The following is a 24136-nucleotide window of genomic DNA, read 5'->3' as shown; positions in this document are numbered from 1 at the left end:
GATCTCGCCGCCCGGGCGCCGCCGCTCCCGGGCGGCGCAGCGGCACGGCGGACGGGGCACCGGCAGCGCCCGGCGGCGCGCCGGCCTCACCGCGTGCGTGCGGTTCCGTCAGGTCGGTGTGGACGGTGGTGCGGGCCACGACCCGGCCAGATCGCCATACCGTGCGGGCGGCGCCGGCGGCGGCGAGCGCGTCGAGGGCGCCGGCGGCGGGCAGCGCGACGAGGTCCGCGGGACTGCCCGGGACGAGGTCGACAGCCGGCAGGCCGAGGACACGGCGCGGTGCCGCGGTCACCGACGTGAGCGCGTCGTCCGGGTTCAGATGGCCGGCCATCACCATCAGTGCCGCCGTCTCCAGCGCGTCGCCGCGCCCGACCGGGTTGAACGGGTCGCGCAGGTTGTCCCCGCCGGCCGCGACCGTCGCCCCGGCGCGGCGCAGCGGCCCGATCGCCGTGAGCCCTCGCGGCGTGCCGACCGCGTGCGCGCGACCCTGCAGGAACAGGTTCGTCTGCGGCAGCGCGACGACCCCGACGCCGGCGGCGGCGACCTGCTCGCTGACCCGGGCCTGCACGTCCGGCGGCTGCATCGCGAGACTCACACAGTGGCTGGCCGTCACGCCGTGCGGGAAGCCGGAGCGGGCGACCAGATCCGCGAGGGTGGCGAGGGTGAGCAGGCGTGGGTCGAGCGTCTCGTCGGTGTGCAGGTCCAGCGGGCGGCCCGCCTCCCCGGCCGCGTCCAGGCAGATCGCGACCGCGCGGTGCGGCTCCGGGTCCAGATGCGGGCAGCCGCCGGCGACGTCGGCGCCCTCCGCGAGCGCCTGGCGCAGGTCCCTCCCCGGCTGGCCGGCCAGCGGGTTCGACACCAGCGCGACGAGCTGCAGCTCGACCAGCCCCCGCCAGCGCTCCCGCACCCCGACCAGCGCCTCCAGCGCCCGCATCCCCGACTGGACGCCGACGTTCACATGGGTGCGGATGTGTGTCGTGCCCAGCGCCAGGTGGATGCGCAGCGCCGCCTCGGCGCGCACCGCGAAGTCCTCGACCGTCGAGTCGGGCAGCAGCGTCTGGATCGCCTCGATCGCCCCGGCCAGATCCCCGGTGACGTTGCGCGCCAGGGACGCGGTCAGCGCCTTGTCCAGGTGCGCGTGCGGCTCCACGAACGACGGCAGCAGCACCTGCCCGCGCAGATCCACGTCGGCCGCCTCGGTCGCGGCGCGCCCGCCGCGCTCGCCGTGCGGCACGACCTGGCGGATGACGCCGTCGGCGAGTTCGACGTCGACGACGTCCCCCGCCGCCGTCGTCGCCCCCCGCAACCAGCTCACGGCGCCACCCCCGCACCGGTGGTCGGGCTCGTGCGCGGGCCGGCGGCGGGCCCGCTCGTGCCGGCGGTCCGGGTGCTCGCGCCGAGCAGACGGCGGGTGATGTCGGCGGTGGCGCCGGCCGCCGCCAGTTCATGTCCCGGCTCGGCACCACCGGAGAGGTTGACGCCGTCGACGCCGGGCAGCGCGATCATCCGCGCCGCGAGGTCGGCGCCCGCGCGTACGCCTGCCTCCCGTGGATCGTTCGCGTCCAGGACGGCCTCCAGATAGCCGGCGGGCAGCCGTCCGGTCGCGAACGACGCGACGACGGCCGCCGTCGCCGCGCTCGTCACCACCGGCACACACGCCAGTACCAGTCCGTCGAAGCCGGTGTCCCGTAGCCGCGCGACGGCGTCGCCGACCCCCTCCGGGCCGCCGCAGTGATCGACGAAGACCACGTCGACCCCGGTGTCGATCTTGGCGATCAGGCGTGACAGCCGCCGGTCCGCCGGGGGCGCGGCCGGTGCGTGCGCGGCGGAGACCAGCGGCCCACGCCCCCGTGCGAGCGCGACGATCCCCACGCTGTCCAGGTCGAACACGGCCCGCGCGTCCGCCCGGTGCCCGAGCGCCGGATGATCACCGGTGACGCAGTGCAGGGCGGTGACGCCCGCGTCCACGCAGGCGGCGATCTCCCCCTCGAGCGCGACCCGGTTGCGGTCACGGCCGTTGACGCCCGCCCACACCACCACCCCGCGCTCGGTGAGCAGCCGCGCCCGGTACGACGGCGGGAACTGCACCCGGGCCCCGCCATGATCACCGAGCAGGCAGGCGTCGGCGACCGGCGCGAGCAGGTCCGCGCTCGCCCGCAGCCCGTCCGCCGACAGCGGCGCCGCCGGCAGATCCGCGACGACCACCGGCCGCCGCGCCGCTGCCGCCCTGAACGCCGCCGCCGCCCTGAACGCCGCCGTGGATGTCGCCGCGGACGCCTCGCTGGTCCAGGCCGCTGGCGAGGGATCGCGGCGTTGTCCGGAGACCGGGGGAGCTGGGTGCGGCCAGGCGTCGAGGACGTCGAGGAAGGTGCACGGACCGAAGCCCGGAACCTCACAGCTGTGGTCGTCGCCGACACCGGCGCATGGTCCGTGCGCCATCTGCTTGGGGCATCGGGCGACCGCGTCACCCCACGTGGCCTCGGCGAACGTCCCGATGTTCATCACGCCAACACTGTCCGGCGAGGCCATCGACGGGCGGTTTCCGGTCGATAAGGCGCGTGTTAAAGCTTCCCGGAGACCGCCACAGTCGCGTGCCGCCCGGTCCCGCGGGACCGGACGGCCGGCAGCTCCTCATAAGCCGCATATCGGGCTGACTTCCCTCCGCTGGGAAGGGGGTGCGGAGGGCGGCGGCACCGTGTCGCGAATGCGCGGCCGCCCGTCCTTTTTGTCCCGAATGTGCGACACGGGCTGCCGTGAAACGGCCAGAAGGCTGCCACGACCCGCCGCGGCGACACCCACGAAGAGCGTGACCCGAGAGGCGATCTACGTGCCGCAGGGGGAGGGGGAGGGGGCGGGGGCGGAGGCGGCGGGGGAGGCGTACTGCTCGACCCAGGCGGGGGGACGGCGGTCGTCGGGGGTCGGCTGCCACTGGCCGTCGCGGTGCGCGTAGCCCCAACCGGGGCCGACGCGCAGGTAGGTGGCGAGGGCGTCGAGAAGGCGGTCGATGTGGGCGACGGTGGTGCCGACGCCGACACTGGCCCGCAGCGCCCCGCCGGGCGCGCCGAGCCGGGCGAGCAGCGGATGGGCGCAGAACCGCCCGGCGCGCACACCGATGCCGTGCTCGGCCGACAGGAACGCCGACACCAGCGCCGGGTCGTGCCGGCGCAGGGAGAAGGTGACGACCCCGACCGGCTCGCCGCCGTCCGGCCAGATCCGGTGGATCACCACGTCGTCGAGGGCGCCGAGGCCGCGCAGGAGCCGGTCGCGCAGCACGGTCTCGTGGCGTTCCCAGGCGCCGGGGGGCAGCGCGGTGAGCACCCGGCAGGCGGCGGCGATCGCGGTGGCGCCGGCGAGGTTCGGGGTGCCGGCCTCGTGCCGGGCGGGGCCGGTGGCCCAGTCGACGCCGGTGGTGGACACCTCCCGCACGGCGCCGCCGCCGGCGAGGTAGGGAGCGGCGCTGTCGAGCCAGTCGGCCGGGCCGACGAGGACGCCGGCGCCGAACGGGGCGTAGAGCTTGTGCCCGGAGAACGCGAGGTAGTCGATGCCGAGAGCGGCCATGTCGACCGGGCGGTGCGGCGCGAGCTGCGCGGCGTCGACGAAGAACCGGGCGCCGGCGTCGTGCGCCATCCGGGCGAGGCGGGCCAGCGGCGGCGTCTCGCCGGTGACGTTCGACGCGCCCGTCACCGCGAGCAGGGCGACCGGAGCGGCCCGCAGCTCGGCCGCGAGCGCGTCGAGGGTCGCCTCCAGCGTCGGCTGGGTCGCGACGCAGCGGACGTCGCCGGTGCCGCGCCGGCCGCCGCCCCGCCAGGGCAGCAGGTTCGCGTGATGCTCCAGGTCGACCAGGACGACCCCGCCGGCGGTGGCGGGCAGCGCGCGGGCCAGCAGGTTGACGGCGTCGGTGGTGTTGCGGGTGAACACGACGAGATCGCCGTCGCGGGCGCCGACGAAGCGGGCGACGTCGCGGCGCGCCCCCTCGTACAGGCTGGTGCACACCTGCGAGGCGAACCCGGCGCCGCGGTGCACGCTCGCCGAGTAGGGCAGCACCCTCGCGACGTGTTCGGCGACGTCGGACAGGCACGGCGCGCTCGCCGCGTAGTCGAGGTTGGCGTACTCCACCACACCGCCGCCGACCACCGGCACGGTCAGCCCGGCGCCCTCCACCGCCAGCAGCGCCTGCGGCACCTCGGGTGCCTGGGGTGCCTGCGGGCATGCGGGCACGGCAGAGATGATCGATGTCATCATCGCTCCACGATTGGACCCGTGAACGGGTCTGCACTTGCCGCAGGCTGGTCGCCGCGGCCCCGTCACCACCCGGGGCACCCCACTGCGCTACGAGGGTTGCCGGCCAGCAAGCCGGGGCTGAACACTGGCACTCAGGACGTTGCCGGTGACTCTAGCAAGAGCCGTGCGTCGCCGTACCCCGACTGGTCAGTGGTGGCGACGGTTCAGTGTGGCGTGGCGCTGCGGACGGTTCGGTCGAGCATGTCGCCGGCGAGCAGGACGCGGTCGGCGGACGGCTGCTCGTATCGGTACTGGCGGGCGCGGATGTGGCGGAGGAAATCGGGCTGGGGCGCGAAACCGTAGATGTTCAGGTAGTAGGTGACCGCATCCGACCAGATCCAGAATCCATCGGTGCGGTGGCCGGCCGGGACGGAGCGTCCTTTCAACCGGTCCACCACGTCCGCGTTCCGGGTCGTGCTCTCGCCGATGAGGTGGCCGGCATTGAGGTAGGCCAGCAGGCTGGCCATCTCCTCCCCGGGGGACAGCCGCTCGCGCTCCCCGAAGCTCGGCCGCCCGTCGACGACCGCGTAGACGTCGGCGAGTCTGGGCAGTGGGATATCTGGGTTCGTCATAAGTCCTCGCTTGGCTTGAAGTCGGTTCACTCGCCGTTGTGAGGGCACCCACGCCACGGGCCTCGTGCCTGCGGTGCCGCCGCGTCGGCGCAGGTGAAAATGGGTGTTTTGGAAAACACCCGGCAATGGCACCATGAGAGGACGGGGGTGACGACGGCACATGACCGGCGGCGCCACCGCCGCCGCGCGACGCCCCACGCCCACGGGCCTCCCTCTACGCCACCGCAATCAGCCAGAACACGAATAAGCCCATGCATTCTAGTGCAGCCATCCACCCGAATCGTGGACGGGCTCACTCCGGAGGATCGTGCGCCGCAGCGGTCGGCCGGCGGGGCGGATGAGGATGGAGTACGCCCGCAGCGCGTTCACCGGCACCGCCGACGACGTCCTCGCCGCTCGCCGCACTGCCGACCCCCACCTGACGACGTCTCCCGCGGCGCAGCGGGGCCGCGGGCTTCCTCAGTCCCCGCTGTCGCGCGGCGCGGCCAGGGCGCGGCCGGCGCGGGTGAGCAGGAGGGGCAACGTGCGCTCGTGGACCGGTGCGGCCGCCTTCCAGAGCAGACGGCCGGCCGCGCGCCGGTAGCGCACGCGCGTCACCCAGGTCACGGCGGATGCCTCCACCAGGGCGGCATTCGACGCCTCGACGAGGGGCGACGGCGCGGTCAGGACGATCCGCCCCGGCTCGTCCTCGGTGACCTGCCAGCCCAGCACGTGGGTGGGGGAGCGCAGGGGGCCCAGTCGCAGCCGCAGGCCAAGGCGCCAGCCCACGATCAGCACCGGGCGCAGCGCCGCGGGGGACCCCTCGAACACGGCGCGGGCCCAGTCCCGGGCGCTGTGGGCGTTCGCGTCCGGGTACGCCAGCGTGAACGCGACGGAGTAGTCGTCGCCGCCGGAGCCGCCGCCGTCGGTGGGAGGAACGGCGCTGCGCCGGGCACGGTCGATCGTCATGTATCCCCTCCGGGAACGCGCGCAGGCTGATCCGCCGTCAGTCGGAATCGTATGATCCGGCCGCGGTACGGGTGTCCGGCAGCGCCCCCGGCGTTGTGGCGGGCCGCGGCCCGCGTGGGGGCGTGCCTGCGGGCGTCAGCCGGCGGCGCCGAGGCTGCCGGCGACGACCAGCAGGGTGAGCACGACGGCGGAGACGGCGGCCAGCCAGGGGCGGCGAGCACGCAGCCACCACAGGCCGGCGGTGGCGACCCCGAGCGCCGGTGTCGCCGCCAGGACCACCATGCCGAGCAGGATGACGGCCGCGGCCTGGCCGTGGCGCAGGCCGCCGGCGAGGTCGGACAGCGTGAGGGCCGCCCCGCCGCCGAGCAGGTCGCCGCTCGGGCCCCCTACCCAGGCCGCGCCGTTCTGGGCGAGGGCGACCACGAGCCCGACCAGCACGATCGCGGCGCCGAGGCTCCCCCCGATCCGCAGCACCACCGCGACCGGGCGTGCTCCCACCTCGAGGACCTCCCGCCCGTGGTCCGACCTCGGGTGGGGGTACTCCTCGGCGGGCATCGCGACACCTGCCTCGTCGTCGGTGGGGGCGGACGTCAAGCCAGGCCCCGCAGCAGCATCTGGACGCTGATGACGAGCAGGACCACGAGGAAGATGGTCCGCAGCGTGCTTGTCGGCACCACGGCGAGCAGCCGGGAGCCCAGCCGCGCGCCCGCGACGGTGCCGAGCGCCACCGCGCCCGCCAGCGCCGGCACGACGTCGCCCCGCTGCAGGTAGACGACGGCGCTCGCGGCGCCGGTCACGCCGATCATCAGGTTGCTGGTCGCCGTCGAGACCTTGATCGGCAGGCGCATCGCGAGGTCCATCGCCGGGACCTTCATCGCGCCGGAGCCGATACCCAGCAGGCCGCTGACGGCGCCGGCGGCGGTCATCATCGTCAGCCCGGTGGCGGTCCGGGTCACGCGGTAGGGGCGGCGGGTCGCGCCGCCGGGTCCGCCGGGCTCGCCGGGGCGGTCGGGCCCGCCGCCGGACTCGGTGACGCTGCCGTGCAAGGTGAGCAGGTTGGCGATGCGGTCCTCCGGGACGGCCACGCCGGCGACCTCCCGTCGACTGCGCAGCATCTGCACGGCGCTGAAGGCCAGCACCGCCCCGAACACCGTGTACAGCACGTGCGCGCTGACCAGGCCGGCGATCAGGGCCCCGCCGACCGCGCCGCTCACCGTCGCCACCTCCAGGGTGACGGCGACCCGTAGGTTCGCGAACCCCTCGTCGAGGTAACGCGGTGACGCGGCGGCGCTTCCGGCCACCACCGAGATCACCGACGCGCCGATCGCGAGCCGGACGTCGAGGCCGAAGGCGAGGGTCAGGATCGGCACGATGAACGTGCCGCCGCCCAGCCCCAGCAGGCTGCCCAGGCACCCGGACGCGACGCAGACGACGGTGATCACGAGGAGCTCCGCCAGCGGGCTCACGGCACCACCCCTCCACCGAGTCGAGGGCGATTATGTCTGCTACAGAGCATATCGATGGCAGACATATATCGTCCAGTGGCCGGTGACGGGTTTCACACCCGGTGTCGGTGGCCGGGCGTGGCGGCCGGTGTTCGCCGGACCGTGGGCGGGTTCCTCGCGGGGCGTCAGCGGTCGAGTGCGCGGGCGAGGAACGCGAGGACGGTGGGCATCCGATCGGCGGTGGGGAAGTCGGGCCCGTGACCGGCGCCAGCCACGATCGTCGCCTCCACGACCGGAGCTCCCGCCGCGCGCAGAGCGTCGGCAAGCTCGAGGGTCTGGCCGTGCGGCACGGTGCAGTCCGCGTCCCCGTGCTCGAGCAGGAACGGTGGCAGCGGCCCGCGCCCGAGATAGTGCAGGGGGCTCGCGACCCGGACGAGCTGGGGCGCGGTGGCGACCGTGCGGCCGAGAAAGCGGGACTCCGGCGAGCCGCGGCGGCCGTGCCCCGCGTCGCCGGCGGAGCAGTGGACGTTCGCCCGGGCCTGGTCGTCCATCGAGGCGAAGTTCACCGGCCCGAAGAAGTCCACGACGGCTCGCACGTCGCTGGATACCCCGGGGTGGCCCAGCGCCGGGTCGTCGTACATCGGCACGCCTGCGGTCGCCCCGAGCATCAGCGCGAGGTAGGCGCCGGCGGACGCGCCGCTCGCCGCGATCCGGTCCGGGTCGAGGCCGTACTCGTCGGCGTGCGCGCGCAGCCAGCGCACGGCCGCCTTGACATCCTGGACCGCCGCGGGAAACCGCGCCTCGCCGGAGAGGCGATAGTTGACGCTCGCCACCGCGTAACCGGCGCGGACCAGGGCCCGGACCACCGGCAGGTCGTCCCGCTTGTCGCCGACCGCGAACGCGCCGCCGTGGATGGTGAGCACCACGGGAAGCGCCCCGGCGGCCGCGCGGGCGGACCCGGTGGCGCGGCCGGTGCCGCCCGTCCTGGCAATGCCGCCCGCTTCGGTGGTGCCACCCGCTTCGGTGCTGCTGGCGGAATCGTCCGCTCCACCGGGGAACGGCGGGGGTGACGGCCGGTACAGGTCCAGGCGTTGGGCCCGCGAGACGGGTGCGTACACCAGGTCGTGACGCGTCCAGGTCCCGGCGGGCAGGTCGGTCGGACCGCCGGGGCGACCCGTGTCCGCCGGGGGAGCGGTGGGGTGTGCCCGAGGGCCGCCCGGGCGGCAGCCGGCGGTGATGGCGACGCCGAGGGCGAGCAGCCCCCCGGCGATCGTGGTGGTGACGGGCCGCGACACGCGCGGCCATCGTGAGTCGCGGGACGGGCGGGGGCGCGGCGAGCCGCGATCGGGCTGCTGCCGGTGGGGCTTGCGGATGGCGGTCCATCCTTCCGGGCGAGTCGGCGGACGCGGTGCGTCGCGGCGTGCGTTGTTCGGATGTACTGCGTCGATCCTCCAGCACCGCCCCGAACGCCGCCGCCGGGGCGCCGGGCTGGATCGCCTGCGAGTGTGAGCGGCGACACGAGAAGGCCGGGATCCCTTTTTTCGGTCCAGTACGGTACCGTTTCCATGTCGGCGAGCCCCAGGCGTGGGTGACGGCCGATGGGGAGGAGGAGCGTATGTCGCCCCCGGATGGTTCCGGTCGGGGTCGCCCCCGGGACGAGTCCCGGGAGCAGGCCATCCTCGACGCGGCGCTCGAGCTGCTGGTCGAGGTCGGCTATGAGCGGATGAGCATGGTCGCCGTCGCGAGCCGCGCCCGGGCGAGCAAGGCGACGATCTACCGGCGCTGGCCCTGCAAGGACCAGATGGTCGTGGAGGCGCTGCGCAGGCGGGCGCCCGAGGCCCATGTACCGGCCGACACCGGCAGCCTGCGTGAGGATCTCGCGGCCGAAGTACGGCTCATGGCCGAGGTCGTCTCCGGACCGGATGGCGCGATGCTCGTCGGCGTGCTGCGGGCGGCGAGCGAGTCGCCGCAGCTCGCGGCGGTCATCCAGGCGAACGTCCTCCAGCACAAGACGGAGATGGGCTCCTGTCTGATGCAGCGGGCCGTCGAGCGGGGTGAACTGGCCGACATCGTGGACGCCGCGCCGCTGATGGAGGTCATCCTGGCGATGATCTTCATGCGACTGCTTGTCACCGGGGAGCCGCTGGACGACGCGTTCGTCGAGCACGTCGTCGACGAGGTGGCGCTGCCGCTGCTCGCCGGCCGGTCGGGGCGCCTCGCGGAGTCTTCGAACACCTGAGCTAGCATGGTCTCGAACGCCTGATCGAGGGCGGGTGGAGGGCGGGACGGGCGGCTACTTGCCGTCGCCGACCACGCCCTGGCTTTTCACGCCCTCGATCCGATCCCATTCCATCCAGTGATCGCTGTGCCCTGTCCGTCGGCCCGCCGTGTCACGTTTCGGCCTGGTTCTTCGTCCTGTCGTCATGCACGCCCGACCCTGTTTCCTAACGGCTCCGACTGATACCGCCCTGTTCGCGCGGCACGATGCCGTGCGGTTGCCCTGCTTGTATTCGCTCTGCCTGGCAAGGAGCTTTCCGTGACCGAAACCGTCCAGGACCGGACTTCCCGGGATCCGGTGGGCGAGGCCGACGGCGCACCAGACCCACGTCGGTGGCTGGCGCTCTCCATCATCGCCGTCGCGCAGCTCATGGTCGTGCTCGACGCGTCGATCGTGAACATCGCGATGCCGCACGCCCAGTCCGCGCTGCACATCTCGACCGCCAACCGGCAGTGGATGGTGACGGCGTATACCCTCGCTTTCGGCGGTCTGCTGCTGCTCGGCGGGCGCATCGCCGACTATCTCGGCCGCAAGCGCGCATTCATCTGGGGCCTGATCGGCTTCGCGCTCGCCTCCGCCCTCGGCGGCGTGGCGCCGAACGCCGGGCTGCTGTTCGCCGCCCGTGCCCTGCAGGGCGCGTTCGCCGCCGTCCTCGCCCCGGCGGCCCTGTCGTTGATCACCGTCACGTTCACCGAGAGCAAGGAACGGGCGCGGGCCTTCGGCGTCTTCGGCGCGATCTCGGGCGGTGGCGCGGCCATCGGTCTCATCGTCGGCGGCGTTCTCACCGAGTACGCCTCCTGGCGCTGGTGCCTGCTGGTCAACGTGCCGATCGCCCTGGTGACCGCCTTCGCCGCGGCGCCGGTCGTGCGGGAGAGCCGCGCCGAGGGCGAGGCCCGCTATGACCTGCCCGGCGCGCTGACCGTGACCGCCGGCCTCATCGCCCTCGTGTACGGCTTCACCCTGGCCGCCGAGGACGGCTGGAGCGACCCGCGCACCCTGGGGCTGCTGATCGGCTCGGTGGTGCTGCTCGCCGCGTTCGTCGTCATCGAGTCGCGTTCCACCGCGCCGCTGCTGCCGCTACGGGTCGCGTGGGAGCGCAACCGGGGCGGATCCTTCCTCGCCTCGCTGCTCATCGGCGCCGGCCTGTTCGCGATGTTCCTGTTCCTCACCTACTACTTCCAGCAGACCCTGGGCTACAGCGCGCTGAAGACCGGGTTCGCGTTCCTGCCGTTCAGCGCCGGCATCATCGTCTCGGCGGGGCTCGCCAGCCAGTTGCTTCCGCGGTTCGGGCCGGGCGTGCTCGCCGGCGTCGGCACGGCGCTCGCCGCGGTCGGGATGGCGCTGCTGCTCTCGATCGGCATCGACACCGGCTACGCCTCGCACGTGCTTCCCTCCGAGCTGCTGATCAGCTTCGGGATGGGGCTGTCGTTCGTCCCGCTGTCGAGCCTCGCGCTCGTCGGGGTCGCGCCGCACGATGCCGGCGTCGCCAGCGCCCTGGTCAACACCACCCAGCAGATCGGCGGCTCGCTCGGTACGGCCCTGCTCAACACCGTGTACGCCACGGCCGTGACCAATTACATCGCCGATCACGGCACCGGGGCCAGGGCCCTCGACCAGTCCCAGATCGAGGGGTACACGACGGCCTTCCTGTGGGGCGCGGTGCTCATCGCGGCCGCGGCGGTCGTGATCGTCGTGCTCATCCGGGCCGGTCGGGACACGACACCCGCCCCGGACGCCGCTCCGGCGCACGTCGGCTGAGCCCATCCGCCGGTGGGCGGGCCGCCCGGGAGAGTCCGGGTGGACCCGCCCGCCGGTGTGGCGCGGCCCCCGCCCGGCGGCGGATCGCCGCGGGCGGATCTCACAGGTCGACATCGTCGCCGCGCAAGGCCCGCGAGCTGATGCGGAACCCCACCGTCCCGTCGACGATCTTGCGGATGACGGTCGCCTTCGGATCCCGTCCGGCGACGCCGTCGACCCCGAGAGCGGCGGCCAGCGCCCGCAGTTGCGGCGCCGTGACCCGGCGCAGCCCGGCCAGGTGGGCCGCGGCCTCCTCGCGGCTCGCCGCGCCGAGCAACGCCGCGCGCACCTCCTCGACGTCCACCGAGGCCGGCAGCGCGTCACCGGTGGCGGGCCGCTTCGGCGGCGGCGCCGCGCCCGCCACCCCGGCCCGCGCCGCGGCCGAGGAGGTCGCCTTCGCCGGCCTGGGCGTCCGGGGTGAGGGCGGCGTCGTCCCGGCCGGTGCGGTGGTCAGGGCCAGCCGGGCCCGGCCGGCCAGCAGCGCGTCGACCTCGTCGGGGCGCAGGCCGGCGAGCAGCTCGGACAGCTGCCCGAGCAGCAGGGCGCCGAGGCGCGCCGCCTGTGCCCCCGCGGACGGCGCGGCCTCACCGGTCGGGGCTGTGCCGCTGGGTGGGGCGGTGCCACTGTGTGGGGCTGTGCCGCTGGGTGGGGCGGTGCTGGCGGGTGGAGCGGTGGTCACGAGGCGGCCGTCCTGACGCGTTTGAGGAACTCCTCGACGAGGCGGTGCAGTTCCCAGCCGAGGGCGTGGGGGGTCTGCTCGGAGAGGATGACGGGGATCTGGGCGCGGGCCGCCCCGGCGAAGTGGCTGTTGCTCTCGCGCACCATGGCCTCGAACACCGGCAGGCCGAGCTGGCGGGTCTGCGCGATGTAGGGCCGTAGCGCCGCGATCGGCTGGCCACCGTAGTACTGCACCATCGTGAACACCACGCCGAGGATCACCGGCTCCAGCTTGCGCACCGTCGGGTGCAGGTCCGACTGGAGATCCACGATCCTGTTGAACTCCCAGATGTAACGGCGCAGCCGTGACTGGAGATGCTCGATGCCGAGGGTGGACAGCTCGTCGGGCCGGGCGGGGATGAGCAGCTGGTCGCTGGCCGCGACCGCCGCGCGTGTGATGACGCCGAAGTTCGGCGGGCAGTCCATCAGGACCAGGTCGTAGGCGGGCGCGGGCAGGGTCGCCAGCGCCGCGTTCAGGCGCAGGTAGACATCGAAGTAGTGCCGGGTGGAGCGGTGCACCTCCGCGCCGCCGAGGCGCGCCGCCAGGTTCATCTCGACGTCGCCGAGCGACAGGTGCGAGGCGGCGAGGTCCAGTCTGCCGCCCCCGTCGGCGATGCGGTCGTTGACCACCGACGGCGAGGTGAGCACCGGCGCCAGCGGCGGCACGGTGGAATCCATCCGCCACGCCTCGAACCACTGTTTGATCGTCCGCTGTTCGGCGAGCTCCGCCCGCCACCGCTCCGGCCGCAGGAAGGAGAACGTGAGGCTCGCCTGCGGGTCGAGGTCGATGAGCAGCACGCGCTTGCCCCAAGCGGCGATCTGCGCGCCGATGTTGGCGGTCAGCGTGGTCTTGCCGACGCCGCCCTTGTAGTTCACGACGGAGATCACTCGCATGGTGCGTCCGCCCCGCGCCCCGCTGTGGACCGGGTCATCCCGAACCCCCGTTGCCGCGCCGCTCGATCGACCGGCCGTGCGCCGGCGGCGCGATGCCGGTGATGTCGCGAACAGCACATCACGCCACTGCCCGCATCGATGCGTACCGATGCGTACCGGGTGCAGCCGATGCGTACGTCTTGACCCGCAGTGGTGTGGCCGGCGCACCGTTGTGGGCACGATGTGTGATCTGAGCGCTACGCTGATCCGGGTCGACGGGTCCGCGGTGGACGTCGCCGCGTTGGACGTCGCCGCGGGGGCGAGGCGCGGGGGTGAGGTGCACGGGTGTCGCGATGCGGGCGAGGAGCTCCCTTGGCAACGCGATCACCACCAACGGGTGGTCGCCGTAGGTGTGCGGCGGCGGCGGGCTATCGTCTCCCGGACCTTGTGAAGTCACAGTCACGGACCTCGGGGGACGATGCCTCCATGAGTACCTCCAGCGGAGCCGGCGCCGGTGCCACCTCGGGCCGAGGCGGGACGGCAGGCCCGCTGCCCGGCGCTGGGCGCGGCCAGGGCCGGCCGTCGGCGGCGCGTGCCCTGCGCCGTGCCGCCGGCCGCAGCGCCCACGTCGCCCAGCGGGTGCGTGCCGTGCCGGCCCGCACGCTGCGTGCCGCCGGGGACCCGGCGGGCGGCGACGCCTCCGGCGGCCGTCCGGCGCGCGTCATCCCCGCGACGAGCCGGGCCGGCGAGGGCCCGGGCGAGGAGGCACGGGTCACAGCGGGCCGGGCCGGCCCGGGTCGGGGTGCGGCGCTGGCGGGTGCCGGCGCCCCCTCGCGCGAGGCCGCGCCACGGGGCGCGACGTCGGCGCGGGAGGTATCCGGCGGGCGGCCCGGGGGCCGGCGCCGCGGCTGGCGCCCGGAACTGCCTGCCTGGGGCCGGCCGTGGGTACCGCGTGTCGCCGCGCTGCTGACGTTCGCCGTCGGCCTGCTCGACGTCGTGTCCGCGCTGACCCCCGAGTGGCGCACCCGGCTGGCCGACCTGCGGGTCCTGCTGCCCGCGTCCGCCTCCCGGCAGGCAGCGGCGTTCACGGTCGTCGTCGGCATGCTGCTGGTTCTGCTCGCGACCGGGTTGCGTCGGCGCAAGCGGCGGGCGTGGCGGGCCGTCGTCGTCCTGCTGGGGCTCAGCGTCGTCCTGCATGTGGCCAAGGGGCTCGACTACGACGAGGCGGCGGCGTCGGCGGCGCTGCTGGGCGCGCTCGTGCTGGTCCGCGGGGAGTTCCGGGCCAAGGGCGACCCGTCGACGCGATGGCGGGCCGTCGGCGTCGGCCTGCTGCTCACCGTGATCTCGATCGGCATCGGGTTCCTGCTTCTGCACCTGCGCGAGCATCGCCTCGCCGGCCCGCACTCCTGGTCGGCCCAGCTGGAGCAGATCCTGCTGGGGCTGATCGGCATTCCCGGGCCGCTGCGCTTCAACTCCGACCGGTTCGCCGACCTCGCCACCCGGGTGCTGCTCACCCTCGGCATCGTCACCATCGGCGCCACCGGCTACCTGGCGCTGCGCCCGCCTCATCCGCGGCCGCGGCTGACGGAGGAGGACCAGGGGCGGGTGCGCGCGCTGCTGGCCCGCCACGGCGGCGCCGACTCGCTCGGCTACTTCGTGCTGCGCTCGGACAAGTCGGTGATCTGGTCGCCGTCGGGCAAGGCGTGCGTGGCCTACCGGGTGGTCAACGGCACGATGCTGGCCAGCGGCGACCCGCTCGGCGACCGGGAGGCCTGGCCCGGGGCGATCCGCGCGTTCCTGTCGGAGGCCGCCGATCATGCCTGGACACCGGCCGTGATCGGCTGCTCGGAGGCCGGCGGCACCGCGTGGACCCGCGCGGGCCTCGCGGCGCTCGAGTTCGGCGACGAGGCCGTCGTCGACACCACCACCTTCACCCTCGACGGGCGGTCGATGCGCAACGTGCGCCAGGCCGTCGCCCGGGTGGAGCGCGCCGGCTACACCGCCGTCGCCCGTCGGGTCCGCGACCTCGAGCCGGACGAGATCGCCGAGGTCAAGGCGCAGGCCAAGGCCTGGCGGGGCGCCGAGACCGAACGCGGGTTCTCGATGGCGCTCGGCCGCCTCGGCGATCCCGCAGACGGCGACTGCGTCCTCGTCCTCGCCTACGAGACGCCCCGCGCGCCGGCCCGGGACGGCTCCGACCGTCCCGCCGAGGCCGCCGCGGCGGCGGCGGTCATCTCGCCCGACGGCGCGGCGCCGCGACTGCGGGCGCTGCTGCACTTCGTGCCCTGGGGGCGTGACGGGTTGTCCCTGGACGCGATGATGCGCGACCGGTCCGCCGACAACGGGCTCAACGAGTTCCTCATCGTCAGCACCCTGCGCCAGGCCGGTGATCTCGGGGTGGCGCGGCTGTCCCTCAACTTCGCGTTCTTCCGCTCCGCGCTGGAGCGCGGCGAGCGGCTCGGTGCCGGGCCGGTGATCCGCTGCTGGCGCGGGCTGCTGATGTTCATGTCCCGCTGGTTCCAGATCGACAGCCTCTACCGGTTCAACGCCAAGTTCGCCCCCACCTGGCTGCCGCGCTTCGTCTGCTATCCGGCGACGGCCGAACTGCCCCGGATCGCCCTGGCGATGCTGGAGGCCGAGGCGTTCCTGGTCTGGCCGCAGTGGCGCCGGCGCCTGCCCCGGCCGGCCCCGCTGGTCGGCGCCGCCCGCCGGCTGCGCGGACGCGCGCGAGACACCACACAGGAGGGTGCGGACCGGACCGGCGGTTCCGACCCGTCACGATCGGGCCCGGCATAGCCTGACCTGTCGTGACCGCGGATGTGAGGCGGACGGCGCAGCGTGTGGGGGTCGGGGTTGGGATCCTTGGTCATCATCGGGAAGTGGTTCCTGCTGGGTCTCGGCGCACTGACGGTCGCCGCGTGGGCGGGGTGCGTGCGGCTCGGGCGCCGGGGCCGGCTCGTCACCGCCGCCACGGCGAGCCTCGCGTTCCTGCTCACCCTCGCGACCGTCGCTGACGTCGTCAACGCCCACTACGGCTACCTGCCGCGCCTCGACGACGTCGTCGGGGTGAAGTCGTGGCCCACCGCCTCGTCGCGGGACACCGTGGCCGCCGCCCCCGTGCGGACCCACCCGCAGGGGTCCGTCGTGAGCCTGCCGGTTCCCGGCAGGCGCAGCGGCTTCGGTACCCAGCAGGCGCTGGTCTACCTGCCGCCGCAGTACTTCTCCGAGCCCACGGCGCGCTTCCCCGTCGTCTACCTGCTGCACGGCTCACCCGGCGTGCCCGTCGACTGGTACCGGGCGGACCGGGCGGCGCAGACCGGCGCGTGGCTCGCCTACCGGCGCCGACCCGCGATCTTCGTCGCCCCCCGGCTCAGCCACGGCTGGCTCGACGACAGCGAGTGCGTCGACCGACCCAGCGAGCACATCGAGACCTATCTCATCGACGACGTCATCCCGACGATCGACGCCCGGCTGCGGGTGCGCGACGACCGCGCCGACCGGATCTTCGCCGGAATGTCCGCCGGCGGCTTCTGCGCGCTCAACCTCGGCCTGCGCCACCGCGACCTCGTCGGCACGATCGTCGACATGTCCGGCATGGACAAGCCGACCCATGACGGCGGCATGGTGGGCCTGTTCGGTCACCGCCGCGACCTCGCCGAGGTCGTCGCCGCGAACACCCCGGCGCTCTACGCCGACCACCTGCCACCGTCGCCGCCGACGCGGATCTGGTTCGACTCGGGCCTGAGTGACCACGAGGCGCTGGGCGACACCCGCGCCATGGCCGCCACCCTCGGCCGCCGTCCCGGGTTCACCGTCATGTTGCGGCTGCGGCCGGGCGCCCACGACTTCGGGGTGTGGCGGCCCGCCCTGCGCGAGGGCCTCGCCTGGGCCCTCGAACCGGGTGCCGACGTCCAGGTGCGGCTCGGCGCCGTGCACCCCCAGCATCGGTCCACCGCCAAGACATAACCGTCCAGACCGGCGGAACACCCGAGTGACCGTCCGCGTTGTGGGGAATGGTTGACCGGGTCACGGTGTCCTTACGTGACGGCTGGTCCTCGTCGGACGGGGGGTGCTCCGTGAAACTGCTGGGTCGACACCGCGAGCGCGGGACGTCCTCGCCCGGCCCCGCGCCCTCCATCGCCGCCGTCTTCTCCGCATATGCCGCCAGCCGCGCCGCCGCCAGCGCCGCGAGGCCCGTCAGCGCCGTCGCCAGCGCCGTCAGTCCCGGCAGTGGTGCCGCCGCCCGTGCGGCCAGCACCGTCGCGGATGGCCGCGCCCAGGGTGCGGGCCGACGGGGAGTGGGTGTTCCGATGGCGCCGATCCTGCTTCCCTACGCTCTCATCCCGCCGCTGGTGGTGCCCGCGCATGTGGATGTGGCGCTGCGACGGGCGACGGGCGCCGCGCGGTCGGCCAGGCGGGTGGCCGCGGCGATGTGGCTGCGGACGGTGCCGCGCCGGTTCCCGGTGACCCTCGTCCTGCTCAGCGCCCTGATCGCCGCCCGGATCCTGCGCGGTGTCGCCCCCGACCTCGCGCATCGCTGGCAGTGGGCGACCAGCACCACCCTGCACCAGATGATGCACCATCCACTCGGTGTCCTCGCCGGCAGCATTCCCTGGGTCGTGGAGGGGCCGGTGCTGCCCTGGCTGGCGCTCGCGGGCCTGGCCGTCGGCGGGCTCGAGGCGGCCGTCGGCAGCGGGGTGGCCTTCGCCGTGCTGTTCGCCGGGCACACCGGCGCCACCCTCATCTCCGAGGGCGTCCTCGGCCTGCGGGTCGCCTCCGGCGCGTTGCCGTCGACCGCCCTGCACATCCTCGACGTCGGTCCGAGCTATGTGGTGGCCACGTCGCTCGCCGCGGTGGTCGTTCTGCCCGGCAGCCGCCGGCTGCGCCGCGTCGCCGCGGTCGTCCTGGTCGGGATCGCCCCGGCGATGATGTACGGCTTGGCCGACGCCGACCTCGACGGCATGGGCCACACCGCCGCGTTCGCCCTCGGCGCCGTGGCCGGCGCCCTCCCGCTCCTGCGCCATCGGGCCCTGCGCCGCCGCCTCGCGCGGCTCGGCAGCGCCGCCGGGCAGGTCGTCGCCGGGCAGGTGGCTGCCGGGCAGGCGACGGCACCCGCTACCTCGACGGCACCCGCTACCTCGACAGGGTCCATCTTCCCGTAGGTGGGAAGCGCACGCGGGGGAGAGCGGCACCGTGTCGCGAATACGCGGCTCCCTGTCCGTTTTGCCCCTGATTCTGCGACACGGGTCCCCGTGAAGTTGCCAGAACGCTGCCGCAGTCCGCCGTGCGAGAGCCCATGAAGATCACACCTCGAGACGCAGTTCAGGGGCCGCTCGACGGGAACGGCGGCGGGGCGGTGGGCTTGGCGCGGCCGCCGGAGACCGCGAGGCGGGCGGCGCGCAGGAGTTGGGCGCGGGCGTCGGCCTCGGGCATGCCGAACAGGTCGAACGAGACGACCTGGCCGAGCAGACCGGGACGGTCACAGTCCGCGACCCGTGCGACGAGAAGCGTGCGCGTGGCGCCGGCGGGATCGCCGGCCCAGGCGGCCTGCCACTCGGCCGCGCCGTAGACGGAGGTGAGGTAGGCGTCGGAGAGCACCGCCACGGTCCGCTCGGCGCCCCGCACACCGTCCTGCATGCTGGCGAGCCAGTTCGAGCCGGGCACGAAGTCCCACGCCTGGATCAGGACACGGTGGCCGTCATCCTCCAGGCTCCAGGCGACCCACTCGGCCCACTGCCGGTCCGCCTGCGTGTAGGAGACGAAGAAGTCCCATCTCGGCCGGCCCTGCGCGGGTCCACTCATGATTTCCCCCGATCGTCACCGCATAGTGTGCCATCGACACGTCACGCAGCGCAGTATTCCGTCGAGGCGTGGACCGGGTTCCGGACCGTGGAGGCCGCCCGGTGACGGACTCTGGTGAGAGCCGGCTCGGCGACGGCAGCGGCGACGCCCGTATCGTCCTGCACCGGCTGCTCGACGCCGCACCGGTGCGTCATCTGCTCGACGACTCGAATCCGCGCGCGACGCTCGTCGCCGCCATCCTGTCCGGTCGGGTCTTCGAGGACGTCGTCGCCGGCGGTTACAGCACCTTGGACCCCGACTACTTCGTCCCGGTGGACATCGAGGAGAAGCGGTACCGCGGCCAGGCGTACCTGTATGTCCCCCGTCCCTCCGGCGGCCTGCTGAACCACGGCTTCCGCCTGCCGGACGCGCCGCCCGGGCAGGAGGGGACAGGGACGATCTCGTGGTACTCGCCGCCGCCAGCCTCGAGGCGATCAGCCGTACAGGCAGGGACGGCGGCCGGCGGTCCCGTGAGCATCCGGACGACTCACCCGAGGCCTGCCTGCGGTGGAGTTGGCAGCGCGGCGCGCAGCGCGGTGCGAGCCGGGCGCAGATCGACGACCTGCTCCAGCCGGACGCGACCGGCCGGCGGGCCACACTGCTCATCGCCGCCGCCATGCTGCCCAGCGCGGACCGCGACGCCGTGCTCGACGCCGAACAGCGTCTCGCCACGGTCTGCGGCCTCGCCGAACCGGAGGGAAGCGTGCTGGCCGCTCCCGGCTACCACCTGCGCCTGCGTGAGCTGAGCGTCGTTACGAACGACCAGCGCAAGGTGTCCTTGGAGCCTCCGCAACGCGCCGCCGACTGCCGCCGCTACGCCTGGGACAGCTATCCCACGTTGCATGAGACATACCTGGCCTGGGCGAAGGAGGTGATCAGCCGGGCGGATCGGCGGCTATCGATCCGCGACCGCGGCGATTTCGGCGTGTCCTTCACAGAGCAGTCGCTGCGGGTGAACCGCCCGGAAGCCGCGCTCGAGCTCGCCGAGCACTGGGCGCGATCCTCCTCCCGCGGTGCCTACCCGGGAGTCACCCGCCTGCTGGCCGCGGGACTCGCCGTAGGGCGTGACGGCATTGGAGGCGGCCCCTTCCGTCAGCGCATCCTGCAATGGTCGGAAAACAACCGACTCCAGTCCACGCTGGCGCTGATCTGTGTCGAGCTGTGCGGCACCGTCGTCGCGCGCACCTATCCGCGCCAGGCGCTCACCCGCCTGCACAACTTCGCCGCTCACGAGGATAGGGCAGTCGCCGAGGAGGCGGTCGTCGCCATCACCCGCGTCGCGCTCGACCTGGATGACTGCCGCCATCTGCTGGAAAACGGGTCGTCCGGGCGCCCCAGGCCGTCCGGGGAAGCGCCGGCAACCGGGCCGTGTTCCTGGCTCTGGCGGACCCCGCCCGGCTGCGGGCGACCAGGGCGGGCCTTCGTGCAATGGACGATCCCGCCATATGCGCCTATCTGCGGGCGGGTTGGTTGCGAGTGCTCGACGAGGATCTCGCCGCGGTCGAACCGCGTGCGCGTTCGCTGTTGTCGCCCGCTGTCGAGGAACGCGTGCGGGAGTGGCTTGACTGGCCCCCGGGCAGCGCAGACCCGTCCGTGGAGAACCTGGCGGGCCTGTTGGTCGACGGGCCGCGTGAGCGTTTCGACCTGCTGGCGACCGTTCGGCTCGTCTGGGCAGCCAGCGCGAACGCAGCCCGCGCGGATGCCCTCGCTCGCATCGACCGCGTGCTCGGTGGCGAGAACCTGCTGCTGCCCTGGCCGCCCGTCGACCCACGGATGGCGCCGACGAGCGGACTAGTTCGAAGCCAGGAGGAATGGGGCGGAGACGACCGCGATGGCGACGTCGCGGACGCGTCCGACGGCGTCACGGGGCATGACGGCATCGCGGGATACGGGGAGGAGTGGTGATCGGGCGTGACCATCGGCTGTCCTGTCCGGGAGAGAGACCGAGGGGTGTGAGCACGGCAATACTCCCGAATCGGTCGTGGCGATACGCGTCGCGGACTGCGGAGTGGCGTTCGCGGTTCGCGATGCGGGGCGCGTGCATGATGGCGGCAGCTCCTTTGGAGCCTCATCTCATCTCCGAATCCGACCGTGCCGCGGTCGGATTCGCTGTGACCAGAAGCGGGGTTGACTGTGAGTGCAATCGCTGACGGCGTGTACCGGATCAGCATCGACGGACGGGACAATCTGACCCTCAGCTCGCCGGACCGGAACAACATTCTCCTGCTGCCCGGTGAGGGCCCCGGCCAGGAATGGGAGATCAGGAACTCCGGCGTCGGCAGCAACGGCGACAGTACCTACACGATCCGTCGGGCGTCCGACCCGCTGTTCGTGGGCTACGACGGAGACCCCGACGTGTTCGAGCGCGTCCGGCCGCTGCCGCAGCCGCGGGAGTGGCGTATCACCGAGGGCCCGCGGCCCGGCACGATCACGATCGGCGTCGTCGACAACGCTCTCACCCTCGGCCTGCACCCGGCACTCATCTTCCCGCCGCTCGTCGCGCTGTCGCCCGTCTTCGCCGAGGACCGCGGCTGGGCCCTGCAACCTGCCGGCTGACACCGCCCCTGTGCCTCCGCCCCGCCCCCGGCTCCGTACGTGCCGCCGGGCGGGGCGGAGGCGCGCGGCCGGCGGTGCCGGTGCGGTGCCAGTGACAGTCAAAGGGCCGTCCGCATCGCCCGGCACCAGATAGAATCCGGGCTTCTATGCGCGCGACGATCCGGGTCTACTGGCGTCTGCTGCGGGCCGGGTTTCGGCGCCAGTCGGCCTATCGGCTGGCGGCGCTCGGGGGACTGGTGGCGAACACGACGTTCGGGCTGCTCAAGATGGCGGTCTTGCTCGCGACGGTGCGGGCCGCGGGCGGGGAACTCGCGGGATACGACACCGCGATGATGAGTACCTACATCTGGCTGTCCCAGGGTCTGCTCGGCTCGATGAACCTCGACGGCCGTGTCGACATCGCCGAGCGGATCAAGGACGGGCGGGTCGCGGTCGACTTCCTGCGGCCGGTGGACGTCCAGGCCGCGGAGATCGCCACCGAGGTCGGCCGGGCGTTGTTCTCCCTGCTCCCGCGGGGCGTCCCGGCCGTCGCGATGGGCCTTGCCGTCGGAATGGCCCTGCCGGAATCGGCCGCCGCGTATCCGCTCGGCGCGTTCAGCCTGCTGATCGGGATCGTGCTGTCGATCGCCACGGCGTATCTGGTCGGCATCTGCGGATTCTGGCTGGTGGAAACCCGCGGCGTGCAGATCTGCTACATGGTGCTGTCGGGATTCCTCGCCGGGCTGTTCGTGCCGGTGCGCATATTCCCCCCGTGGCTCGCGGCCATCGCCACGGCGACGCCGTTCCCGGCGATGATGATGTATCCCGTGGACATTCTCGCCGGGCGGGCGAACACCACCGAGGCGCTCGGGCTGGTCGCCGTCCAATGTGCCTGGCTCGCCGGTGTCGTCGCCGCCGGCCAGGCGCTCACCCGCGCCGGGCGGCGTCACCTGGAGATCCAGGGTGGTTGAGACCGACCAGGCAGGCGTGCCATGGACGGCGCCGCGGCCGCGGGTGCCCGCCGGGCCACAGGTTCCGGGCGGGCCGCCGTCGCGGGCGACGCGGCTACGGGCCGGTCTGCGCCCGTACCGGGTGGTGCTCGCCTCCCGGGCCCGGTCCCAGACGGCCTATCGGGTGAACTTCGCCCTCGACCTGGTCAGCTCGGTGCTGACCGCGTTCGCCGAACTGGCCGAGATCTGGGTGCTGTTCCGGGCGGTGACGGGGATCGGCGGGCTGCAGTTCCACCAGATCCTGCTCGTGTTCGGCCTCGCCGACCTCACCTTCTCCCTCGCCGACCTGATGTTCGGCCACTGCGACAACCTGCCGACCTACCTGCGCGCAGGCACCCTCGACGTGTTCTACCTGCGCCCGCAGCCGCTGCTCGCCCAGCTGGTCACCAGCGACATCACCCTGCGGCGCCTCGCCCGGGCGAGCGTGGGCCTGGCCGCCCTCATCGCGGGCCTCGCCGTGAACGACATCGCCGTGAGCGCGGCCAGCGTGGGACTGCTGGCGGTCGCCCTGGTCAGCGGCGTCGCGACGTTCGCGGCGCTGTTCGTCACCGCGGCCGGCCTGCAGTTCTTCATCGTCGACGGCCGGGAGATGACCAACGCCTTCGTCTACGGCGGCCGGTACGCCGCCACCCAGCCGGCGTCGGTGTGGCCGCATTCCCTCGTCGTCGTCTTCGGCTACGTCTTCCCGATGGCGTTCACCGGCTTCCTGCCGACGCTGGTCCTGCTCGACCTGCCGTCGCCCACCTGGCTGCCGGGCTGGCTCGGCTGGTGCGCGCCGCTGGCCGCCCTGTGGTCGTGGGCGCTGGCCCTGCTGTGCTGGCGCTGGGGCGTGCGGCACTACCGCGGAGGGGGCGGATGAGTCCGACCGAGCCGAGCACATCCGGCCCGATCATCGAGACCGCCGGCCTGACCAGGACGTTCACCGTCCGCGACGGCGTGCGCAGACGCCGGCTGACCGCCGTCGACGACCTGACCGTGACGATCGAGGCCGGGGAGGCCGTCGGCTACATCGGCGCCAACGGCGCCGGCAAATCCACCACGATCAAGATGCTGACCGGCATCCTCGTCCCCACCCGCGGCACCGTCACCACCTGCGGGCTGCGTCCCGTCCGGGACCGGCGCCGCCTCGCCCGGCAGGTCGGCGTCGTGTTCGGGCAGCGCTCGCAGCTGTGGTGGGACCTGCCGGTCCGCGAGTCGTTCCGGATCCTCGCCGCCATCCACGACCTGCCCGGCGACGTCGAACGGGCCCGCACCGGCGAACTCGTCGACCGCCTCGAGATGGCCGAGTTCCTCGCCATCCCCGTCCGCCAGCTCTCCCTCGGCCAGCGGATGCGCGCCGAGATCGCCGCCGCCCTGCTGCACGCCCCCCGGCTGATCATCCTCGACGAGCCGACGATCGGCCTCGACGTCCTGTCCAAGCAGCGGCTGCGTGAGTTCCTCGTCGCCGAGCGGGCCACCCATGGCACCACCCTGCTGCTGACGACGCACGACATGGGCGACGTCGAGCGGCTGTGCGACCGGGTGCTCGTCGTCGACCGCGGCCGGCTCGCCTACGACGGCGACCTGCCCGGCCTCGGTCGCACCACCGGCGCCGAACGGGTCCTCGTCGTCGACCTCGTCGCGCCATCACCGGACCTCACCGCCATCCCCGCGGCACGTCACCTCGACAGCGAGGCCCACGGCCTGCGCCAGCGTCTCGCCTTCGACCCGGACCTGACCACCGCCGCCAAGGTCTTCGCCGCCGTCACCGAACGGGTCGACGTCCGCGACTTCACCATCGCCGAACCCGACATCGAGGACGTCGTCCGCCGCCTCTACGCCCGCCAGGCCAGCGGCTGA

The 24136-nt window shown here is 73.7% G+C and carries 23 protein-coding genes and 1 riboswitch; of the genes, 11 read left to right on the top strand and 12 right to left on the bottom strand.

The annotated features are described in order from the left end of the window. The 8 genes from AC6EXY_RS17920 to AC6EXY_RS17885 form a co-directional block, all read right to left on the bottom strand. Positions 1-1315, bottom strand: a 1315-nt coding sequence (locus AC6EXY_RS17920; protein ID WP_499842370.1) for an amidohydrolase family protein, incomplete at its 3' end; no start/stop codon positions are given. Continuing rightward, entirely contained in the window at positions 1312-2502 is a 1191-nt protein-coding gene (locus tag AC6EXY_RS17915; RefSeq protein ID WP_243407489.1) for a methylenetetrahydrofolate reductase C-terminal domain-containing protein, read from the bottom strand. The genes AC6EXY_RS17915 and AC6EXY_RS17920, both read right to left, overlap by 4 nt. A 321-nt stretch (positions 2503-2823) precedes the next feature. After that, positions 2824-4239 carry an aminotransferase class V-fold PLP-dependent enzyme gene (locus tag AC6EXY_RS17910; protein ID WP_499818894.1) on the bottom strand — a complete coding sequence of 472 codons (1416 nt, stop codon included), beginning with the start codon at positions 4237-4239 and terminating at the stop codon, positions 2824-2826. A 28-nt stretch (positions 4240-4267) separates the two neighbouring features. After that, a riboswitch (SAM riboswitch) is annotated at positions 4268-4381 on the bottom strand. Between the two features lie 64 nt (positions 4382-4445). Next, positions 4446-4853, bottom strand: a complete 408-nt coding sequence (locus tag AC6EXY_RS17905) for a hypothetical protein (protein WP_499818893.1) — start codon at positions 4851-4853, stop codon at positions 4446-4448. 459 nt (positions 4854-5312) lie between these two features. Beyond that, positions 5313-5801, bottom strand: coding sequence for a DUF2867 domain-containing protein (locus AC6EXY_RS17900; protein ID WP_101836175.1), 489 nt, complete (start codon positions 5799-5801; stop codon positions 5313-5315). Positions 5802-5936: 135 nt separating this feature from the next. Then, positions 5937-6395 carry a DUF1634 domain-containing protein gene (locus AC6EXY_RS17895; protein WP_243408139.1) on the bottom strand — a complete coding sequence of 153 codons (459 nt, stop codon included), beginning with the start codon at positions 6393-6395 and terminating at the stop codon, positions 5937-5939. Further along, positions 6392-7267 carry a sulfite exporter TauE/SafE family protein gene (locus tag AC6EXY_RS17890; RefSeq protein ID WP_101836172.1) on the bottom strand — a complete coding sequence of 292 codons (876 nt, stop codon included), beginning with the start codon at positions 7265-7267 and terminating at the stop codon, positions 6392-6394. The genes AC6EXY_RS17895 and AC6EXY_RS17890 overlap by 4 nt, the downstream gene beginning before the upstream one ends. Positions 7268-7431: 164 nt before the next feature. After that, positions 7432-8541 (bottom strand): alpha/beta hydrolase, encoded by a 1110-nt coding sequence (locus AC6EXY_RS17885; RefSeq protein WP_243408138.1) that lies wholly within the window; start codon positions 8539-8541, stop codon positions 7432-7434. Positions 8542-8861: 320 nt separating this feature from the next. Here AC6EXY_RS17885 and AC6EXY_RS17880 point away from each other — a divergent pair, with 320 nt between their 5' ends. Then, entirely contained in the window at positions 8862-9485 is a 624-nt protein-coding gene (locus AC6EXY_RS17880) for a TetR/AcrR family transcriptional regulator (protein ID WP_101836170.1), read from the top strand. Between the two features lie 297 nt (positions 9486-9782). Beyond that, a complete protein-coding gene (locus AC6EXY_RS17875; RefSeq protein ID WP_101836168.1) occupies positions 9783-11282 on the top strand; it encodes an MFS transporter in 1500 nt (499 codons plus the stop codon). A 100-nt stretch (positions 11283-11382) separates the two neighbouring features. Here the strand turns inward: AC6EXY_RS17875 and AC6EXY_RS17870 are convergent, their stop codons facing one another. Both AC6EXY_RS17870 and AC6EXY_RS17865 read right to left on the bottom strand, forming a co-directional pair. Continuing rightward, positions 11383-12000: a hypothetical protein gene (locus AC6EXY_RS17870; RefSeq protein WP_243408137.1), complete on the bottom strand. Its 618-nt coding sequence runs from the start codon at positions 11998-12000 to the stop codon at positions 11383-11385. Continuing rightward, the gene (locus AC6EXY_RS17865) at positions 11997-12932 is read right to left on the bottom strand and encodes a ParA family protein (RefSeq protein ID WP_101836167.1); all 936 of its coding nucleotides are present in this window, start codon (positions 12930-12932) and stop codon (positions 11997-11999) included. Before AC6EXY_RS17865 ends, AC6EXY_RS17870 begins: the two co-directional genes overlap by 4 nt. 900 nt (positions 12933-13832) lie before the next feature. Between AC6EXY_RS17865 and AC6EXY_RS17860 the strand changes: the two genes are divergently transcribed. The 3 genes from AC6EXY_RS17860 to AC6EXY_RS17850 all read left to right on the top strand — a co-directional run bounded on the left by AC6EXY_RS17860 (position 13833) and on the right by AC6EXY_RS17850 (position 18073). Beyond that, positions 13833-15707, top strand: coding sequence for a phosphatidylglycerol lysyltransferase domain-containing protein (locus AC6EXY_RS17860; RefSeq protein ID WP_423748175.1), 1875 nt, complete (start codon positions 13833-13835; stop codon positions 15705-15707). Positions 15708-15764: 57 nt separating this feature from the next. Continuing rightward, on the top strand, positions 15765-16877 hold the full coding sequence (locus AC6EXY_RS17855) for an alpha/beta hydrolase (protein ID WP_101836163.1): 1113 nt from the start codon (positions 15765-15767) through the stop codon (positions 16875-16877). 110 nt (positions 16878-16987) lie between these two features. Next, positions 16988-18073 carry a rhomboid-like protein gene (locus tag AC6EXY_RS17850; protein WP_499817929.1) on the top strand — a complete coding sequence of 362 codons (1086 nt, stop codon included), beginning with the start codon at positions 16988-16990 and terminating at the stop codon, positions 18071-18073. A 160-nt stretch (positions 18074-18233) separates the two neighbouring features. On the opposite strand, the gene AC6EXY_RS17845 is transcribed toward AC6EXY_RS17850, so the two are convergent. Continuing rightward, the gene (locus AC6EXY_RS17845; protein WP_101836159.1) at positions 18234-18713 is read right to left on the bottom strand and encodes a toll/interleukin-1 receptor domain-containing protein; all 480 of its coding nucleotides are present in this window, start codon (positions 18711-18713) and stop codon (positions 18234-18236) included. Positions 18714-18814: 101 nt separating this feature from the next. Here AC6EXY_RS17845 and AC6EXY_RS17840 point away from each other — a divergent pair, with 101 nt between their 5' ends. After that, a complete protein-coding gene (locus tag AC6EXY_RS17840; RefSeq protein ID WP_499817928.1) occupies positions 18815-19498 on the top strand; it encodes a hypothetical protein in 684 nt (227 codons plus the stop codon). Between the two features lie 149 nt (positions 19499-19647). Here the strand turns inward: AC6EXY_RS17840 and AC6EXY_RS17835 are convergent, their stop codons facing one another. Continuing rightward, positions 19648-20058 carry a hypothetical protein gene (locus AC6EXY_RS17835; protein ID WP_133150904.1) on the bottom strand — a complete coding sequence of 137 codons (411 nt, stop codon included), beginning with the start codon at positions 20056-20058 and terminating at the stop codon, positions 19648-19650. Between the two features lie 122 nt (positions 20059-20180). On the opposite strand from AC6EXY_RS17835, the gene AC6EXY_RS17830 reads away from it, so the two are divergent. The 5 genes from AC6EXY_RS17830 to AC6EXY_RS17810 all read left to right on the top strand — a co-directional run bounded on the left by AC6EXY_RS17830 (position 20181) and on the right by AC6EXY_RS17810 (position 24136). Further along, complete coding sequence (locus AC6EXY_RS17830; protein WP_499817927.1) at positions 20181-20657, top strand: hypothetical protein; 477 nt, start codon at positions 20181-20183, stop codon at positions 20655-20657. Positions 20658-20885: 228 nt separating this feature from the next. Next, positions 20886-21308, top strand: coding sequence for a ricin-type beta-trefoil lectin domain protein (locus AC6EXY_RS17825; protein WP_101836152.1), 423 nt, complete (start codon positions 20886-20888; stop codon positions 21306-21308). A 146-nt stretch (positions 21309-21454) separates the two neighbouring features. Further along, positions 21455-22258: an ABC transporter permease gene (locus AC6EXY_RS17820; RefSeq protein ID WP_101836151.1), complete on the top strand. Its 804-nt coding sequence runs from the start codon at positions 21455-21457 to the stop codon at positions 22256-22258. Beyond that, complete coding sequence (locus AC6EXY_RS17815) at positions 22251-23156, top strand: ABC transporter permease (RefSeq protein WP_499817926.1); 906 nt, start codon at positions 22251-22253, stop codon at positions 23154-23156. Before AC6EXY_RS17820 ends, AC6EXY_RS17815 begins: the two co-directional genes overlap by 8 nt. Beyond that, the gene (locus tag AC6EXY_RS17810) at positions 23153-24136 is read left to right on the top strand and encodes an ABC transporter ATP-binding protein (protein WP_101836148.1); all 984 of its coding nucleotides are present in this window, start codon (positions 23153-23155) and stop codon (positions 24134-24136) included. Before AC6EXY_RS17815 ends, AC6EXY_RS17810 begins: the two co-directional genes overlap by 4 nt.

Source organism: Frankia sp. RB5 (assembly GCF_059816245.1).
This window is presented reverse-complemented; position numbering and strand designations above follow the sequence as displayed.

Bases quoted from the DNA above. Each gene is read 5' to 3' on its own strand.
- AC6EXY_RS17915 (WP_243407489.1), bottom strand. From the start codon at position 2,502: ATGAACATCGGGACGTTCGCCGAGGCCACGTGGGGTGACGCGGTCGCC.
- AC6EXY_RS17830 (WP_499817927.1), top strand. From the start codon at position 20,181: ATGGACGATCCCGCCATATGCGCCTATCTGCGGGCGGGTTGGTTGCGA.
- AC6EXY_RS17810 (WP_101836148.1), top strand. From the start codon at position 23,153: ATGAGTCCGACCGAGCCGAGCACATCCGGCCCGATCATCGAGACCGCC.
- AC6EXY_RS17835 (WP_133150904.1), bottom strand. From the start codon at position 20,058: ATGGCGGCAGTCATCCAGGTCGAGCGCGACGCGGGTGATGGCGACGAC.
- AC6EXY_RS17880 (WP_101836170.1), top strand. From the start codon at position 8,862: ATGTCGCCCCCGGATGGTTCCGGTCGGGGTCGCCCCCGGGACGAGTCC.
- AC6EXY_RS17845 (WP_101836159.1), bottom strand. From the start codon at position 18,713: ATGAGTGGACCCGCGCAGGGCCGGCCGAGATGGGACTTCTTCGTCTCC.
- AC6EXY_RS17820 (WP_101836151.1), top strand. From the start codon at position 21,455: ATGCGCGCGACGATCCGGGTCTACTGGCGTCTGCTGCGGGCCGGGTTT.
- AC6EXY_RS17900 (WP_101836175.1), bottom strand. From the start codon at position 5,801: ATGACGATCGACCGTGCCCGGCGCAGCGCCGTTCCTCCCACCGACGGC.
- AC6EXY_RS17865 (WP_101836167.1), bottom strand. From the start codon at position 12,932: ATGCGAGTGATCTCCGTCGTGAACTACAAGGGCGGCGTCGGCAAGACC.
- AC6EXY_RS17905 (WP_499818893.1), bottom strand. From the start codon at position 4,853: ATGACGAACCCAGATATCCCACTGCCCAGACTCGCCGACGTCTACGCG.
- AC6EXY_RS17910 (WP_499818894.1), bottom strand. From the start codon at position 4,239: ATGACATCGATCATCTCTGCCGTGCCCGCATGCCCGCAGGCACCCCAG.